The sequence below is a fragment of the Turicimonas muris genome (genome assembly GCF_002221595.1).
Taxonomy (GTDB): domain Bacteria; phylum Pseudomonadota; class Gammaproteobacteria; order Burkholderiales; family Burkholderiaceae_F; genus Turicimonas; species Turicimonas muris.
Genome location: NZ_NHMP01000005.1, coordinates 25,843 through 42,376, shown reverse-complemented (window position 1 = coordinate 42,376; position 16,534 = coordinate 25,843). Strand labels below are relative to the sequence as shown.

Sequence of the window (16,534 nt, the reverse complement as noted above, 5' to 3'; positions counted from 1 at the left end):
TTAATTTAGTTAATTTTAATTCTGTAATTAAAACAATTTTCATTTTTTTCAAGGGTAGAGTTTCCTTTGACCGTTGCAAGCAAAAAAGACCTGACTTTGGCTCTCAAAAGTCAGGTCAACCTTCAATCAGGAGAAATGGAAATATCGCTTGGAGCTGGGAGGTGCCTGCACAGCATCCTCCTCCATTCAAAGTACTTTAGAAATACTTTGTAATACCAGTAAATACGTTAATGTTGTGGTCTTTTGTAAACTTCTTAGTTTTACTGTTTTGGCCGTCCCAGCGGGAGAACCCTGCACCGATATACATATCGATGCTCTTGGACGGACGGTACAAGTATTTAGTAGCTACGCCAATCAAAGAAGCTCGATGATGGTTAATGCCGTTGATGGTGTCAACTTTGTAATTGCGGTAGTAAACCATGGATTGCCAGGAAGAAAGTCCGAACCAGAATTGAGTGCCACCGTAGATACCAAAGCCTTTAATGTTTTTGGCCTCTGAGAAGCCATCTAGTTTATTGACGCCGTTGAAGTATTGTCCTTGAAGGTAGATCGTGACGGGGTCAAAGCGGTAGCTTCCGCCTAAGGTTGCAACTTTTTTGCTAGTGGAAGCCTTGGCAGTAGTATTTCTTCCCCAGTCAGTTTCTTCATAGGCAGCAACTAGATTTAATTTATTGAGGTTATAGCGGATGCCGCCGGCATAGAAACGGTTAACAGCGGATGTATTCTCATTGCCTTCTTCATTGCCGTCAGTTTTCATGGAGTATTGGAGAGTTGTCTGGAACCCTGCAAACGTGGGTGAGCGATAGGTGATCATGTTATCGATTCGGGAGGACTTAACCGGAGTTAGGCCTGTCCCGTAAGTGCCGCCTCCAAAGGAATCCATGAAGAATTCCAAGTCATAGGCACCGGAGCCGGAGACGATTCCTGAGATACGGCCCATTGAGACCTCTCCCAAAGATTTGCTGGTCAAGCCAAGGTAGGAGCATCCTTCAAAGATTTTGTCTCCTTTAGAGCCTCCTTTCAAAGCGCCGGTATCAGAAGCAAAACGGTTTTCGAGACGGAATTGGACAGATATGTCTGAGTTGATTTCTTCGATTCCTCTGATGCCGATACGGGATGCAGTATTCAATCCGGATTCCATTGAGACAGTAGAAGGTTTATGAGTGTCGCCGCCGTAGTTGTTGTATACGACACCTGTGTCTATTCTGCCGTAAATGGTTACGGAAGATGCCATGGCTGTAGAGATAGCAAGTAAGGCAAAGCCGGCAGAAGCAGCGTAATGATGTAAGTTCATGATTGGTTCCTGATAGTGGTTGATTTCAATAATTAGAGAAGGAAGTAGGCGGCGAATAAGACACAGAGCATTACAGGAGCGCTCCGTTTAACGATTTCCATTGGATTAACGCCTGCCATACCTGCAACTAGAATGACGCCGCCGGCAAGTGGAGAAGAAAGTCGTCCGAATGAACCGCAGATGACGGCGAGCCAGCCTAAGTCAGCAATTTGCAGACCGAATTTAGCAGCGTTTGGGGTAACAGCTTCGTTGAAGGCAAACGCCGCAGCGTCGCCTGAACCTGTCAGGACACCCATGAGGTAAGGACCGAAGGCACCGCCGATTCTGGCAAGATGATTGGCAGAAGTCAGAGCTTCAACGAGCATGTCAACGACGCCTGCAGCTTTCAAACCGGCTGCGAAGACGCCTGCAGCAATGATGATGCCTAGAATGTTCCCGTAGCCTTTACCCATACCGTCAAAGAATTTTTTAGTGACTTCGGCAGGGTTGGAGCGCGTAATTACCAGAGCATAAGCTGTACCAATAAGCATGGCTGTTGCAACGCTCATCTTCATTGTGGTGTACAAAGAGACGTAGAGAAGAATAGCAACAGGAACCAGCGGGGCAATGGCATAGAAGAGGTTAACTTTAGCAGGAAGATTGCTGACTTCTTTTTCTTGGACAACTTTAGTACCTGTATTTACCGGCTTTTTGTAATCGCGGTAAAGGAAACAGATGACAGTTAAGCCGACAATAATAGCAATGGAGAAACCTGCTAAAGGCATGAAGAACTTGGTGATGAATGCCATAACTTCCATATCGGCAAGTTTCGCAACAAAGACGTTGTGGGCTACGCCGGGGTTGAAAAGGGCTGGGGTAGTGGAGCAAACGATAGCTGCGGCTGCGATAGCAGGTTTAAAACCGGCACGAATCAAGATTGGAATCAAAGACGGCCCGACAGCAGCGCAAAGACCAGCTGTAGAAGGGATCGCAACGGCACAGAAACTTGTCACGACCATGCAGGCAGGGAGAAGAAATACGCCGAGCTTGCGGAGTGGTCTGGTCAGTAGAGCGACTAAATGAACATCGCACTTAGTTAAAGAGATAGTGGCGGCAAAACCCATTGCGGAGCAGATCGCAATGATTAAAGATGATTTTGTCATCGATGCATCAAACTGCTGGAACGCAATCATGGGCTTAAGAGAGAAGATAGCCATGGCAAAACCGGCAGCAAGCAGAACAAAGCGGGTTTCATAGCGCTTTATTAATGCATAAATCGTAACGAGAACCGTCAGAAGAGCAAAGCCAATATTGAGTGACATGTAAACCTCTGAATTGTAGTTGATGGGATTGGTTGTGAAGATATTTACAAGTCTAGGAATGGCTCTCTTGCAGGCCCATTCGGAAAATCGGTACGTTTTTTGTTTTACAACTTATGTCGGATATCTGATATCGGATATTGAATAACCAATTGATATTTAAGTAAATATTCTATTGTTAAGTTTAGACATTCCTCTAGACTTTCCCTCAGAACAGATAAGGAATCTCTATGAACGATTGGAACGACTTAAAGAAAAAACGTTGGTTATTTCTCTTCCTCTTTTGTGCCATTAATTTCTGTACCGGTGCTCTTTATATTTGGAGTGTTTTTGCCGGTCCTTTAGCAGTTCGCCTAAATGAGCTCAGCGGAAGTTCTTTTACAGCATCGGATCTTGGACAGGTATTTGGCTTGGCTGCCGGTGTAACACCTTTTCTAATGCTGGCCGGCGGATTTATTAACGATCGCCTCGGACCAAAGTTGGTCGTAATTGCAGGCGGTGTGATGATAGGTCTCGGATACATCATCTGCGGTTTCTCATCTTCATTGAACATGCTTTATATCGGCTACGGTCTTTGTGTCGGTATTGGTACCGGAATGGTTAACGGCTGCACCATCAACAGTGCAGTTAAATTTTTCCCAGACAAAAAAGGATTTGCCGGCGGTTTGGTGACGGCTTCTTTGGGTATTGGCGCTGCATTGCTTCCGTTTGCAATCAATAGATTAATTGAAGTGTCCGGTATTTCTTCGACTTGCCTCTATTTCGGAATTTTCTCCGGAATATTCATCCCCGTTTGCGCCGCTTTCACCGATAAGTGCCCGGAACATTTTGCAGATAGCTTCGCCGCTCTGTCATCCGGTTCCAAATGTACCGGCATTGAAACTAACTGGGTTGGAATGTTGAAGTCCCCCTTGTTCATTCCTCTGTTTGCTTTGTTTATTACCGGCTCAACAATGGGTTTGATGCTTATTTCCAGTCTCGCCGGGATTGCTCAGAATCAAATCGGTTTAGGTTTGGGCGCAGCAGCTACTGCTGTATCCGTGATTTCTGTGGCAAATACGTTCGGACGTTTTATTTCCGGTGCGGTTTCTGACAAATTCGGCAGAGTCCAAACCTTGATCGTGATGCTTGTGCTTGCACTTGTGGGCTTTGTTTTGCTGACTCAGGCCAACGCGTCTAAAGTGAGTTCCTTCTTCATTGGAATCGTTTTAATTGGCCTTTGCTACGGGGCGTTTATCGGCACCTATCCCAGTCTGGTAGCCGATGAATTCGGCAGCAAGCACAACAGCGTCAATCTTTCCCTCATGTTCTTGGGCTATAGCGTCGGCGGCTTTGCCGGTCCGGCACTCATTAAGTGGGCTCAAGAGTCCGGCTCTAACGATCTCGCTTACTGGATCTGCATGAGCGCCAGTGTTATTGGAATCGCCTTTGCTTGTTTCTATCTGTACTTGAAAAAAAGATCACTCAGCCTTAAATAACTTTGGAGAAAATCATGAACTCTGTTTACGTCAATGAAATGGTTGCTCATCGCCGCCATCTGCACAAACGTCCCGAAGAAGGATGGACCGAATTTGAGACGACTTACTACATTGTCGATCAACTCAGGAAAATGGGTATCCCGGTTACTGTTGGAAAAGCTAACATCAACGAAAAGGAAGTCCTCGGAAGAGATCCTCAGCTCGTTGAAGACGCAATAACCAGAGCGGTAAATCATGGTGTTCCTCAAGCTTTTATTGATGAATGTGCGGGATATACGGGAGCGGTTGCAGTGATTGATACCGGTCGGCCCGGCCCTACAACAGCTTTCAGAAGCGATATCGACTGCGTGCTGGTTCGTGAATCTAAGGACCCGGATCATCTTCCTAATAAATTAGGCTTTGCTTCGGAAAGACCGGGCTTCATGCACGCCTGCGGACATGATGGTCATAGTGCCGTCGGACTTGCTTTGGCACATTGGATTTGGGATAACAAAGACAACCTCAGCGGAAAATTCAAATTAATTTTCCAACCGGCAGAAGAGGGTGTTCGCGGCGCACGAGCCATGGTAGAAGCCGGAATAGTTGATGATGTTGACTACTTTGTGGGAGGGCATGTCGGCGGCGTCATCGGTTTAGGTGAAGTGGCGGTAATGGACGGAGGATTTCTGGCTTCTTCCAAGTTTGATGTAACAATTGAGGGCAAAGCCGCCCATGCCGGAAACTGTCCACAGCTTGGCAACAATGCCTTGATGGCAGCTTGCGCTGCATCCATGATGCTGCAAGGAATTCCGAGACATGGAGACGGAGCAACGAGGGTTTCTGTTGGAACTCTTCACGCCGGTGAAGGCAGAAATGTAGTTCCGGCTCATGCCAAGATTCAAATGGAAGTCAGAGGGGAGACTAAAGAGGTTAACGACTTCATGAAGAATTTTGTCTATGACATTTTCGCCGGTATAGATAAGTCTTATCGAGTTAAGTCAAAGGTCGAGCTAGCTGGTGAATCTATAACCCTGACTCCATGTCCGGAATTCTTCGACACCGTCGAAGAGGTGATGGCGAAGATCCCAAACGTTAAACTGGTTCCAAGGATCCATTGTCCATCAGGCTCTGAGGACTGTGCCTTATTCTTAAGCAGAGTAATTAAGAATGGCGGAAAAGCAGCATTTATTCTTTACGGCTGCAATCACAAAGGCCATCACCGTTCGAATTTTGATATTCAAGACGAACAAAGTTTGCCTAATGCCTTTGAGATCTATAAGGGTATAGCTCAGGTGGTTAATAAGTTGCCAAATTAGTAAAATCAGATCTGGGAAGCAAGACGAACTGCCCTACATAATAACTAAGAATTTCTTCGGGAGCTGCTCAAATGGACAATTTCTCTTTGATTGAAAGCGATTTTGTTTTTCCGCAAAGATTGACTCTGTTTGAGCAAGTAAGTAAGACTCTTGCCGAAATGATCTGTCATGGCAAATGGGCCCCCGGAGAGATGCTTCCCAATGAAATCGAGCTAGCCCATTCTTTTAATGTTAGTCAAGGAACGATGAGGCGGGCTTTAAATCTTTTGGTTGACAAAGGCGCCCTTATTCGCCGTCAAGGCAAAGGAACTTTTGTGGCGGAGATGCGAGCTAATGAGGCGCACTTTCAAAAGCGCTACATCAAGCTGGTTCCCGATGATCCGGAAAAAGATGAATGTGTTCCGACTGCAACTAAACTTCTATTCTTCGATCGTGTTGTCGCTCCTTTAGAAATCCAAACGATTTTGAAGCAGACATCCGAGGACTTGGTGGTCCATACGGCCCGTGCTCTGATGGCTTCTTCCGGTTTAGTGACTTTTGATGAAATTTGGGCAAGGGGCAAAGAGTTCGAGAAGCTGACACAAGAGAACCTTCTCAATCACAAAGAAAAGCTTCTATATTCTTTCTACCAAACCGAACTAGGAGTCTCTATCGGTCGATGTGAAGAAACGATTAAGGCTGCTCTTTTACCACCTAATCTTTGCTACATGTTTTCAATGCCGTCTCCTACCCCGGTTATAGAAATCCGCAGAATTGCTTACACGGTAAATGATGAGCCGGTTGAATACCACAGACAGTTATGTATCACTGACAAATATCACTACGCACCGATGCCGGAGGCTTGAATCAAGGACCGGAGGAGTTCTTTGAGTTTACATGAGGCCGAATACCGCCAAAGTCAGCGGTACAGTGAGACAGGCCAGAGTAGTTGTGATGAGCAAAGCATTTGCGGTTGCGCCTTGTAAAACGTTAAATTCTTGAGACATGATGTAGACGTTGACGCCGACAGGCAAGCAAGCCATGAGACACGTGGCTTTTGTTTCTAGCGGCCCTAACCCAATTAGTTGGCAGAGAACCAAAACAATCAACGGCTGCACGCCGAGTTTTAATAAGGTAATCCAAAGAGAAAAGCCTAAGTTGGTCGATAGCTTGTACTTGGCCAGTCCAATCCCGACAGCAAATAATGCGACGGTAGATGCTGAGTTGCCAAGCAAGTTAGCGGCGGTTTGAACGGGGGTGGGCAGTGTAAGTCCTGTGAAACCCCATAACGTACCGGCAAGAATACCAACCACAATCGGATTTTTGAGAGTAGACCAAGTCCCTTTAATAATCGTTTTTTTAATAGAAGGACTCTTATTTCTGCTAATTTCAATGGCGATTGTGGCCAGTGTCCACATCAGGAAACCGTTCAAAGAGAAAATAACGGCAATCGATGGCAGGGCCTCCTGGCCGAGAAGAGAGATAGCAATAGGAATTCCAAGCTGGACATTATTTGAGAAGACTCCAGCCATCCCAAAGATCGTTTGCCCTTCTCCATTTAATTTTAAGAACCTGTCGCCGATGACTCTTCCTATTACAAAAACGATGAAGCAAGACCCAAAAAAAGCAATTGCAATAAACCAGTTCGGAGGAGGCAAGTGCGTGATATTGCTCATGACATTAAATAGCAGCATCGGCAGAGCAATGACAAAGGCATACTTAGAAAGACCTGTGCCAACAGAATCCGTAAGAAGGTTTAGTTTAGTACACAAAAATCCGAGCCCTATCAGAGCAAACAAAGGGAAGGCAACCAAAAAATTTTGTGCGAACATTTTCTTCTTGGGAATGTAAATACTAACTTGCTAAGTTATGAAATATTATTCTTAACTTTAGATCAAAGTTTGGTATTTAAACGAATTTAAGGGAAAAAAGTCGCTCTTCTACAGGAAGGTCCTCATTTCGTTAGCCTGGATGAAGGTTTTGTTTCTTTTTCTTAAATGATTTTGACCGGATAGAAGTCACTTAATTTGAGCATAAGTTAGTCTCCATATAGGTATAATCACTTACTTAGCAACATTTTCTTTGATATCCTCGTTTCAAGATAACTTTTCCAAGAGGACAAAATGAGGAAAGTTCTAGGAAAGATTTGCGGCTGGTTCAGTTTGTTCTGTGCCTCTTGGCTGCTTGCATTTAATGCAACCGCCGGCGTGCACTTTGACTTAAATGTGAATGTAGGAGCACCCGGATATTTCGGACCGATTCCTATGGTTTCCGGCATGGTCCCTCAGTTATGGAATGTTCAGCCGGTAATTGCCGTCGGGCCGGTTGTTGTCGCAGCAGAACCTATTTATCTGCGGGTGCCTAATTTTCAGCGGAAGTCTTGGAGGAAGTATTGTGGACGATACGGTGCCTGCGAACGTCCTGTTTTCTTTGTGAAGAACTCGTGGTACGAGCAGGAGTACGGTCCTCGCTATCATCCAAGACACGATGAACATTATTACAAGCATATGGAGAAGGAGTGGAAGCACCACAAGAAAATGGAGAAACACTTCAAGAAGCATTTCAAAAAACATCATCATCACCACGATGATGATTAATAAGACACCGGATGAATAACAGTCTGGTTTGGAATTCTTGTGAACCATCTTGCATTAATGTGTGAAATAGTTCCGCTGTTTTTGAGCTTTCGCTTTTGAGGCTGAGACTCTGTGCTTAAAGAGTGATTTTTTCTGGCTGTTACCGCCGTACGGTCCTATTCCACGACTTTTAAGCAAAATGGCTTATTGCCTGCCGGCAATAAGCCATTTGTGTCAGTTTCTGCTGAAGCACAGATAGACTGGCTTCAGCGAAGAGCAAAGCGTGGATTAATCCCCGTAGAGCTTCTGACGCATTTCTCTTCTTTGCTGAGCTTCCAAAGAGAGAGTTGCAGTCGGGCGAGCTAAAAGACGTGGAATACCGATTGGATCGCCGGTTTCTTCGCACCAGCCGTATTCACCCTTGTCCAAACGCTTAAGCGCTTCTTGAACTTTCTTCAGAAGTTTTCTTTCACGATCACGGGTGCGGAGTTCCAAAGCATGTTCTTCTTCAACAGTGGCGCGGTCGGAAGGATCCGGAATAATTGTGTTTTCACGAAGGTTTTCTGTGGTCTGACCTGCATTTTCCTTCAGCTGAGCTTCTCTTTCTCTGAGAAGGTGCTTGAAGAAGGCGACCTGTCTTTCGTTCATGTAGTCTTCTTCCGGCATGCTTAAGAGTTCAGCCAGTGTCGGGATTTCGATTCCGTCAACAATAATGCCGCCCTGAGTCTTATTGGCCATAGAGTCCATTAAGAATTCAGCTGCTTTCTGAGCTTCTTTTTCATCGACGACGTTTCCGCCGTTGGACTTGTGTGTCTGAACTAAAGGAGCAATTTCGGCAGCGTCTTCAAAGGCTTTTTGTGTAGACGTCTTTTTAACGCTGGATTCAGCTGCAGCGGTTTTTTTAACTGTGGCGCTACGTTTTGTTGCCATGTTATTTTCCCTATAACTAATGTTTACTAATAAATTATTCTGCTAAGCAGGTTTCTAAGCCCTGAATGATTGATTTCTTAGGCAAGCGGCGTCCGATAAAGACAATCTTGGAAGATGGCTTTTCGTCTCCCCACGGCTTTCCTAAGTCGGCGGCCATAAGCATATGTACGCCTTGGAAAATCATCTTGCGGTTTGTTCCGGCCATGTAAAGGACGCCTTTATATCTAAGCATGTCAGGACCATAGACTCCTGTCAGGGATCTCATATAGCTGTCCAAACGAGCCGGGTCAAACGGTTTGTCTGAATGGAACATGAAGGCTGAAATTTCATCATCGTAGCGAGCTTTTGTGCTGTGCGCATGATGATCGTGATGGTCATGGCAGGAGCAGCCTTCATCGTGTTCGCCGTGGTGATGACCGCAGGTGCAATGATCATCATTGTGGTGATGATCATGGTGATGGCCGCAGCAGCATCCTTCTTCATGATCGTGGTGATCATGTTCGCAGCATTCCGGTGCTTCTTCTTTTAAGAAATCCGGGTCGAGCTCGAGAGCTGCATCAAGATTAAATCCATGGATATCGAGTACTTCGTTTATATCAATGTTGCCCATGTTGCATTCAATAATCGGAGCTCTCGGGTTGATATGGTGTAGCCTATCAGTCAAATCTTGGACGACTTCTTTGTCGGCAATGTCTACTTTAGAGAGAAGCAGTCTGTCGGCAAAGCCAACTTGGGACTGCGCTTCTTCAGATTCGTTGAGTGTTCTTGTACCGTTGATTGCATCAACGACGGTAATGATGCCGTCAACCATGTATTTTTCGCTGACAGCTTCATCCATAAAGAAGGTTTGAGCAACCGGACCAGGATCGGCTACGCCGGTAGTTTCAATGATGACTCGGTCAAAGTTGGCTTCGCCTCTTTCTCTTCTTTCAGCGAGTTTGATTAGATTTTCTGCGAGGTCACCTCGAATAGTGCAGCAAATGCACCCGTTGCTCATGGTGATAATTTCTTCGTCTTCATTAGTGACGAGCAGATCGCTGTCGATAGCTGCTTCACCGAACTCGTTTTCAATAACGGCGATTTTCTGACCGTGTTCTTCTTTGAGAATGCGGTTTAACAGAGTTGTTTTACCAGCTCCAAGAAAACCTGTAATGATAGTAACAGGAATCATCTTGTCCATTTCTAAACCTCCAATAAGAAGGATGCCTTTGATTTTCTCCTATAAATATCTTCTGAAGGAAATAATGACATCTTCTCCAAGCAAGCAATTCTATTACCTCTGTCAAGAGATTAAAGGTAAAAATACGTCTTCCTCTTAACAAATCCAGCTTCTCAAATTGAGTGAGAACCCGCAGGGCGGGCATAACCTAGATTGCAAATGGTTACATATTTTACCTGATTTGTCCTTAGCCTTATAAAGCTAAGCTCTTCTTAACTCACCTCTAAGTACAACTTTTTCAGATGAGCTTCTTTTTCAATAAGATTAACCGTAAAACCTAAAGGAAATATTATGGGAACTGTTTCTCTTATCGGATGCGGCGCCTTAGCTTCGATTTTTGTACAAAATTTTGGGAAGCTCGGCAATGAATGGAAGCTTGTCAGCGTCTACGGCAGAGAAGGAAAAAGCAAAAGTGCTTTTGAAGAACGTTTTGGCCTCAAAGTAAAAACCGATTTTGAAGATTTTCTTGCCTGCTCCGGCGAATATGTCGTTGAGCTGGCAGGAGCCGGTGCGGTCAAAGAAACTTGTATTCCTGTCCTAAAGAACGGCAAAAACTACGTTTGTATTTCTATTGGTGCACTTGCTGATAGTCATTCCCTTGAACAAGTCAAAGCTGAGGCTGAGCTGTCGGGAGCTGCTTTGTATGTCGCTAACGGTGCAATCGGCGGCCTGGATTTTCTACAGACTTTGAGTTTTTCTGATTATCCGTATTCAGTCTCAATCGAAACTTGCAAAAATCCGAAAGGACTCGAAGGTTCGCCGGGACTACACGGAAAACTTCTATCGAAGACGGAAAGAGAAATTGCATTTGACGGTACGGCTCAAGAAGCTATTAAAGGTTTTCTGAAGAACGTCAATGTTGCTATTGCTACTCAATTAGCGTCTGAGTCTGAGCAGATTCAGGCAAATTTGGTTTCTGAGCCTGGCCGTGCCAGTAATGAACATATTATCCGCGTGCGGTCCGAGACTCTAAATGCCACATTGAGTTTTGAAAGCAAGCCTGATAAAGCTAATCCGAAGTCCAGCGTGTCTGCGGCCTTAAGTGTTTTGGCTTTGCTGAAGAATTTGAGCAGCCCGATTCGCTATTTCTAGTTCGGACACAAGAAAAAGGGGCTTTGCAGCTCCCGTTTCTTTGTCGGCTTTTGTTAACCGGCGGTATTGGCGCCGCGGCTGACTAAATGAAGTCCTTTCAGATATTCGCCTTCCGGATGAGTCATTAAGAGAGGATGGTCAGATCCTGCCCCTAGTCTTGAAATCATCCATGCATCGGTCTTTGCATCGATTACCGCACCTGCGACGATTTTTTGGAACAAGTCGACATCTATTGCACCTGAGCAGGAGAAAGTCAGAAGCTGACCGCCTTCGTTTAAGAGTCTCAAACCATTAAGGTTGATATCTTTATATGCTCTGGCGGCTTTTTCTACATGATGGTGGCTGGATGCGAACTTCGGCGGATCCAAAATCACCAAATCAAATTTTTCTCCGGCATCTCTATATTTTCTGAGCTGCTCGAAGACGTTAGCCTCAACCCATTTCATCTGAGATTCGTTAAATTCGTTGAGTTTGGCGTTGGACTTGGCCATTTCAAGTGCATCGGCAGAAGAATCAATAGAAATGACTTCTTCAGCGCCGCCTTTCGCTAAGGCAAGAGAGAAGCCGCCGGTATAGCAGAAGCAATTCAAAGCACGCATGCCTCTGCCGTGAACTTTTCGGAAGGTTTCAGCTAATTGGCGTGCAAGGCGGCGGTTGTCCCTCTGGTCAACATAGAAACCGGTCTTATGGCCCATACGGACATCAACGCCGTAAAGAATTCCGTCTTCATCGATTTGAATTTTTTCCGGAGGTTCTTCTCCCTCAAGAACTTCTTTTCTCTCTGGGAGTCCTTCGCGGGCGCGTGTAGCTGCATCAGATCTGTCGAAAACCTGTGTGAGGCCGGTTGCATCGGTCAATGCCTTTCCGATTTCAGAACGCCATTTTTCGACACCTGCAGCCTGAAATTGGGTGACCAACTGTGTGTCGTATTGGTCGACGATAAGCCCCGGCAAGAAATCGGCCTCGCCAAAGATCAAGCGAATGGCATTGGTACGGCTCTTAAGATCATCTCGGGAGCGAATCGCCTCAAATACGCGTGCACGAATCCATTCTTCATTGATGATATCTTTTTCGTTAAACGACCAGCAGCGGGCGCGTAAGGCTGATTCCGGAGAATAAGCTCCCCACGCTAAAAAGTTGCCTTTGTTGTCAACGATTTTGATGGTGTCGCCGCTCTGAGGTTTTCCTTTTACATTAGCTACGCCGGTGGAATAAACCCAAGGATGTCTTCTGAGAAGAGCACGCTCTTTTCCGGGTTTAAGAATTAAAGTAGGAATATTAGTTTTCATATGAGTTATCTGGTTAAACGCAGCAAGGCTGCCTCAGCAAGCGGCAGCGCACCTGACAGGAAATCTTGAACGTCAGAGGCCTTGAATGTAGAAACGTCAGACGAAGCTAGACAAATTGCACCGAATGTCATTCCATTTGGCGCTTTAATTGGAATGAGAATGACTCCTTTGGTTTCGGAGATTGGTACTCCAAACCATGAAGCAATTTCTGAACCTGAATTTTCTCCGATAAACATTTCAGGCATTTCGGAGATCTCTGACTCAACCTCTTCGGAAAAGCGCTTAGTAAAGGGCTGCCCTTCGAATTCCGTGCGGTAAAGCCAAAGACGAAGGATACCGTTCTGAACCTTGAAGAACTTTTTGAATTGCTCCAACAAGATTGCGGGAATCTCGTAGTCTTTAGTGGCAGAGACGAGGGCTACCGCCATTTCAAGGAGAGACTTTGACAGGCCGGCTTGTTTCCTTTCCAGCTCTCTTTCACGCGCTGCGATTTCTTCCTCACGCAGCTCATAAGTCGTGAGACTTGCCCTTAGAACTTCATTTTGGCATTCAATAATGCTTCGAGTCCCTTCTCGATTTTGACGCGGAGGTACCAGTCTGCAAAAAACATCTGAATGAGTACGGAAATATTCCGGATTTTTCAACAGATAATCTTTGACAAACTGAGCAGGATTCAATCCTTCAGGAAGTTCAATATCGTCTGCCATAGCGCCTCATCTATATTTCGATTTCACTGTCAAACACCATTTCGGCAGGACCGCGAAGGTAAATGTTCATTCCTTCGCCTTCCCATTCGAGGGTTAAGGTACCGCCAAGATTTTCCAGCGCCACAGGACTTTCCATCGCCTCGTTTTTGATAGCTGTAGCCGCAGCGGCACAGTTTCCCGTTCCGCAAGCTAAAGTCTGTCCGGCTCCTCTTTCCCATACGGCGAATTTGCCGTGATGAGGATCTTGGATTTGAAGAAAGCCGACATTTACACGGGCAGGAAAGGCCGGGTGGTTTTCAATGAAAGAACCAAGCTCTTTAATCGGAGTCTCGTCTAAATTTTCAACTTGAATAGTGACGTGGGGGTTTCCGATGGAGGAGATCGAGAACCACCAAAGTTTTCCTTGAAAGGACACTGCCCACTGCTTTTCTCCGTTGATTTCTCTCTCGGGAAGACCTTTAGGATTAAACGGCAGATCAGAAGGACGGAAAGAAGGAGTATTCATCATGACTCTAACGGAGCCATCGTCCAATAGCTCCGGTTCAATGATTTCTTTGACGGTTTCTACCTTGATTTTCTTCTTATCCGTGAGGCCTTTGTTGTGAACATATCGTGCAAAACACCTTGCGCCGTTGCCGCACTGTTCAACTTCTCCGCCGTCGTGGTTGAAAATTCTGTACTTGAAGTCAACGTCTGGAAGTTCGGTTTTCTCGATGACTAGGACTTGGTCAGCACCGACTCCGAAGTGCCTGTCGGCTAAAAATCTAATATTTTCCGGCGATAAGCTGAATTGTTCTTTAGTCGAGTCGATAACGACAAAATCGTTGCCGGCCCCCTGCATTTTTGAAAACTTAATCTTCACGAAGACCTCTTAGAAAAGTCGGGAGTTAAACAACTATTTTAAGGCCTTGGACGCGGTTCTTCATAGGTTTTCGTAAACTGACGGTTCACCGTCCGGTCTAGTTTTGAATCTTCTGTGCGACCAAAGATATTGATCGGGGTGTTTCAGAATAAATTTTTCCAATTCTTGAGTTATTCGAAGCGTATCAGCCTCAGCGTCATCCGTGGGAAAATTCTCCAAAGGAGCCGATAGATGCATAGTGTAGCCGTCCGGTGTAGTTTCAGCAATTCCCCAAATGACTTTGGCTTTTGTCAATTTAGCCAGCTTTGAAACCATGGGTAGGGTAGCGGCCGGGACGCCGAAAAAAGGAACAAAGATGGAGTTTCTTTTGCCGTGATCCATATCCGGGAGGTAGTAAAAAGATAAACCGGAACGAATGGCTCGAATTACTTCCTTCATGGCGGAATTGGATTTCGGGATTAGGACAGGGTCGGAAAATCTTTTTCTAGCATCGTAGAAAACCTTATCCCAAAGCGGATTGGACTGCGGCTGATAAAGAGAGCAGCCGCGATAGAACGTATTGATGCCGATTCCTCCCTGGTCTAAGCCTACAAAGTGGGGAGTGACCACGATGACCGGGTGTTCTTGAGTCAGTTTTAGAAACTCTTCTTTCCCTTCAAACTTAACGTAATTTTGAACTTCTTCACGCGTACCCTTAATGAGGACGCTATGGTCAATGGCTGCTCTCAAGAGATTTCTGAATACGCCTTTTGCGATTTCTTCTCTTTTTTCTGCCGGCCAGTCCGGAAAGCACAGTTCCAGGTTGCGGAGCGTAACTTTTCTTCTTTTCGGGATGACATGCCATGCTACGGCTGCAAGCCAGTTAGCAACTCTGGTGCGAGAGGACTGTTTCCACCCGGAGGTTGACTTCATCATGGCAATAGCACACCGAGAAAAGAAACGGTTTAAAGCAGATTTTTTCTTCGCCATTTTTAAGTTCTTTGAAATATTTTTCTGTTAAAGTCCAATTCTACGTAAGAACTAGGATTGTATTTCGCATTGCGAAAGATTATAGTTCTCGGGCGCTGAGTTAAAGGACAACTTGCGGAGCGCTGCCGGAAGGCTAAATAACCGCTAAAGCGTCTTGAAGAAGCTCTTCAATGACGCTGTCTCCTTTGTGTTAAATATTTTTTTAGGTGACAGCAAATGTCTAAAAACGAATACTTATTTACTTCTGAGTCCGTCTCAGAAGGCCATCCGGACAAGGTGGCAGACCAGATTTCCGACGCAATTCTTGATGCCATTCTCGAACAAGATCCAACCGCCAGAGTCGCAGCCGAGACTTTGTGTACAACCGGCACCGTTATGCTGGCCGGTGAAATTTCCACGACAGCCAACGTCAATTACACTGACATCGTTCGCGCTACTTTAAAGAGAATCGGCTATGACGACAGCAGCTACGGTATTGACCACAAAGGCTGCGCCGTATTAGTGGCTTACGATAAACAATCTCCTGACATTGCTCAGGGCGTCAACAACGCTCAGGACGATCCTTTGGAAAAAGGCGCCGGCGACCAAGGTTTGATGTTTGGTTATGCCTGCGATGAAACAGATGCATTGATGCCGGCTCCGATTTACTACGCCCATAGACTTGTTGAACAGCAGTCTTTAATGCGCCGCAGCGGTGAAATGCCTTATCTGCGTCCTGACGCTAAGAGCCAGGTCACAATGCGCTATGTTGACGGCAAACCGGATTCCGTTGAAACCGTTGTTCTGTCTACTCAGCATGCTCCAGAGATGAGCGACGGAGAAAAAATGAAGCCTGAATTTGTTCAGGCAGTTATTGACAAAATTATTCGTCCGGTATTCCCGCCTGAAATGCTCAAGGACACCAAGTTCTTGATCAACCCGACAGGCCGTTTCGTTATCGGCGGTCCGCAGGGCGACTGCGGTTTAACCGGCCGTAAGATCATCGTTGATACATACGGCGGTGCTTGTCCGCACGGCGGCGGTGCTTTCTCCGGCAAAGATCCGACTAAGGTTGACCGCTCTGCTGCTTATGCTTGCCGTTACGTTGCTAAGAACATTGTCGCTGCTGGACTTGCACGTCAGTGCCAAATTCAAGTTGCTTATGCTATCGGTGTTGCTAAACCTGTCAATATTACGGTCTACACTGAAGGCACAGGTGTCATTCCTGATGAAAAAATCGCTGAATTAGTTCGTGAACATTTTGATCTTCGCCCTGCCGGCATCATCAAAATGCTTGATCTGCAGCGCCCGATTTACAGCAAAACAGCTGCATATGGCCACTTTGGAAGAGAAGAACCGGAATTCACATGGGAACGTACCGACAAGGCTGCAGAATTGAGAAAGGCTGCCGGACTCGATAAGTAATTTTTTCTCACCAATCAAAAAATCCCATTCCTCAACAAAAGGATGGGATTTTTTGCGATCAAGTTCTTACGATCTCCTCACCTAATAAAAACTTGTCTCAGACAATTTTTCAAAGCTCTCCAAAACACTCTTTCAGTGAAGG

Annotated in this window: 15 protein-coding genes; 6 read left to right on the top strand and 9 right to left on the bottom strand. The window is 45.7% G+C overall.

Annotation, left to right across the window (positions count from 1 at the left end; all coding sequences use genetic code 11):
• Positions 1-196: 196 nt before the first annotated feature.
• Together ADH67_RS08775 and dcuC are read right to left on the bottom strand one after the other, a co-directional pair.
• Positions 197-1,294 (bottom strand): porin, encoded by a 1,098-nt coding sequence (locus tag ADH67_RS08775; RefSeq protein ID WP_066594291.1) that lies wholly within the window; start codon positions 1,292-1,294, stop codon positions 197-199.
• Positions 1,295-1,326: 32 nt separating this feature from the next.
• A complete protein-coding gene (gene dcuC / locus ADH67_RS08770; protein WP_066594289.1) occupies positions 1,327-2,595 on the bottom strand; it encodes a C4-dicarboxylate transporter DcuC in 1,269 nt (422 codons plus the stop codon).
• 227 nt (positions 2,596-2,822) lie between these two features.
• Here dcuC and ADH67_RS08765 point away from each other — a divergent pair, with 227 nt between their 5' ends.
• The 3 genes from ADH67_RS08765 to ADH67_RS08755 all read left to right on the top strand — a co-directional run bounded on the left by ADH67_RS08765 (position 2,823) and on the right by ADH67_RS08755 (position 6,210).
• On the top strand, positions 2,823-4,070 hold the full coding sequence (locus ADH67_RS08765) for an L-lactate MFS transporter (protein WP_066594287.1): 1,248 nt from the start codon (positions 2,823-2,825) through the stop codon (positions 4,068-4,070).
• A gap of 14 nt (positions 4,071-4,084) precedes the next feature.
• Positions 4,085-5,365 (top strand): amidohydrolase, encoded by a 1,281-nt coding sequence (locus tag ADH67_RS08760; protein ID WP_066594286.1) that lies wholly within the window; start codon positions 4,085-4,087, stop codon positions 5,363-5,365.
• Between the two features lie 71 nt (positions 5,366-5,436).
• On the top strand, positions 5,437-6,210 hold the full coding sequence (locus ADH67_RS08755; protein WP_066594284.1) for a GntR family transcriptional regulator: 774 nt from the start codon (positions 5,437-5,439) through the stop codon (positions 6,208-6,210).
• A gap of 27 nt (positions 6,211-6,237) precedes the next feature.
• On the opposite strand, the gene ADH67_RS08750 is transcribed toward ADH67_RS08755, so the two are convergent.
• Positions 6,238-7,176: an AEC family transporter gene (locus ADH67_RS08750; protein ID WP_066594282.1), complete on the bottom strand. Its 939-nt coding sequence runs from the start codon at positions 7,174-7,176 to the stop codon at positions 6,238-6,240.
• Between the two features lie 291 nt (positions 7,177-7,467).
• On the opposite strand from ADH67_RS08750, the gene ADH67_RS08745 reads away from it, so the two are divergent.
• The gene (locus ADH67_RS08745) at positions 7,468-7,941 is read left to right on the top strand and encodes a hypothetical protein (RefSeq protein ID WP_066594281.1); all 474 of its coding nucleotides are present in this window, start codon (positions 7,468-7,470) and stop codon (positions 7,939-7,941) included.
• Between the two features lie 267 nt (positions 7,942-8,208).
• Here the strand turns inward: ADH67_RS08745 and dksA are convergent, their stop codons facing one another.
• A complete protein-coding gene (gene dksA / locus ADH67_RS08740) occupies positions 8,209-8,658 on the bottom strand; it encodes an RNA polymerase-binding protein DksA (protein WP_066595946.1) in 450 nt (149 codons plus the stop codon).
• 226 nt (positions 8,659-8,884) lie between these two features.
• Positions 8,885-10,030 carry a CobW family GTP-binding protein gene (locus ADH67_RS08735; RefSeq protein ID WP_066594279.1) on the bottom strand — a complete coding sequence of 382 codons (1,146 nt, stop codon included), beginning with the start codon at positions 10,028-10,030 and terminating at the stop codon, positions 8,885-8,887.
• A 330-nt stretch (positions 10,031-10,360) separates the two neighbouring features.
• Here ADH67_RS08735 and ADH67_RS08730 point away from each other — a divergent pair, with 330 nt between their 5' ends.
• Complete coding sequence (locus ADH67_RS08730) at positions 10,361-11,161, top strand: aspartate dehydrogenase domain-containing protein (RefSeq protein ID WP_066594277.1); 801 nt, start codon at positions 10,361-10,363, stop codon at positions 11,159-11,161.
• A 53-nt stretch (positions 11,162-11,214) separates the two neighbouring features.
• On the opposite strand, the gene ADH67_RS08725 is transcribed toward ADH67_RS08730, so the two are convergent.
• The 4 genes from ADH67_RS08725 to ADH67_RS08710 are packed head-to-tail and all read right to left on the bottom strand — an operon-like array spanning position 11,215 to position 14,988.
• Complete coding sequence (locus tag ADH67_RS08725; protein ID WP_066594275.1) at positions 11,215-12,450, bottom strand: class I SAM-dependent rRNA methyltransferase; 1,236 nt, start codon at positions 12,448-12,450, stop codon at positions 11,215-11,217.
• A 5-nt stretch (positions 12,451-12,455) separates the two neighbouring features.
• The gene (locus ADH67_RS08720) at positions 12,456-13,157 is read right to left on the bottom strand and encodes a DUF484 family protein (protein ID WP_066594274.1); all 702 of its coding nucleotides are present in this window, start codon (positions 13,155-13,157) and stop codon (positions 12,456-12,458) included.
• 10 nt (positions 13,158-13,167) lie between these two features.
• Complete coding sequence (gene dapF, locus ADH67_RS08715; RefSeq protein WP_066594273.1) at positions 13,168-14,019, bottom strand: diaminopimelate epimerase; 852 nt, start codon at positions 14,017-14,019, stop codon at positions 13,168-13,170.
• Positions 14,020-14,079: 60 nt separating this feature from the next.
• On the bottom strand, positions 14,080-14,988 hold the full coding sequence (locus ADH67_RS08710) for a lysophospholipid acyltransferase family protein (protein WP_066594270.1): 909 nt from the start codon (positions 14,986-14,988) through the stop codon (positions 14,080-14,082).
• 216 nt (positions 14,989-15,204) lie between these two features.
• Here ADH67_RS08710 and metK point away from each other — a divergent pair, with 216 nt between their 5' ends.
• Entirely contained in the window at positions 15,205-16,392 is a 1,188-nt protein-coding gene (metK, locus tag ADH67_RS08705; RefSeq protein ID WP_066594269.1) for a methionine adenosyltransferase, read from the top strand.
• The last annotated feature ends 142 nt before the right edge of the window (positions 16,393-16,534 follow it).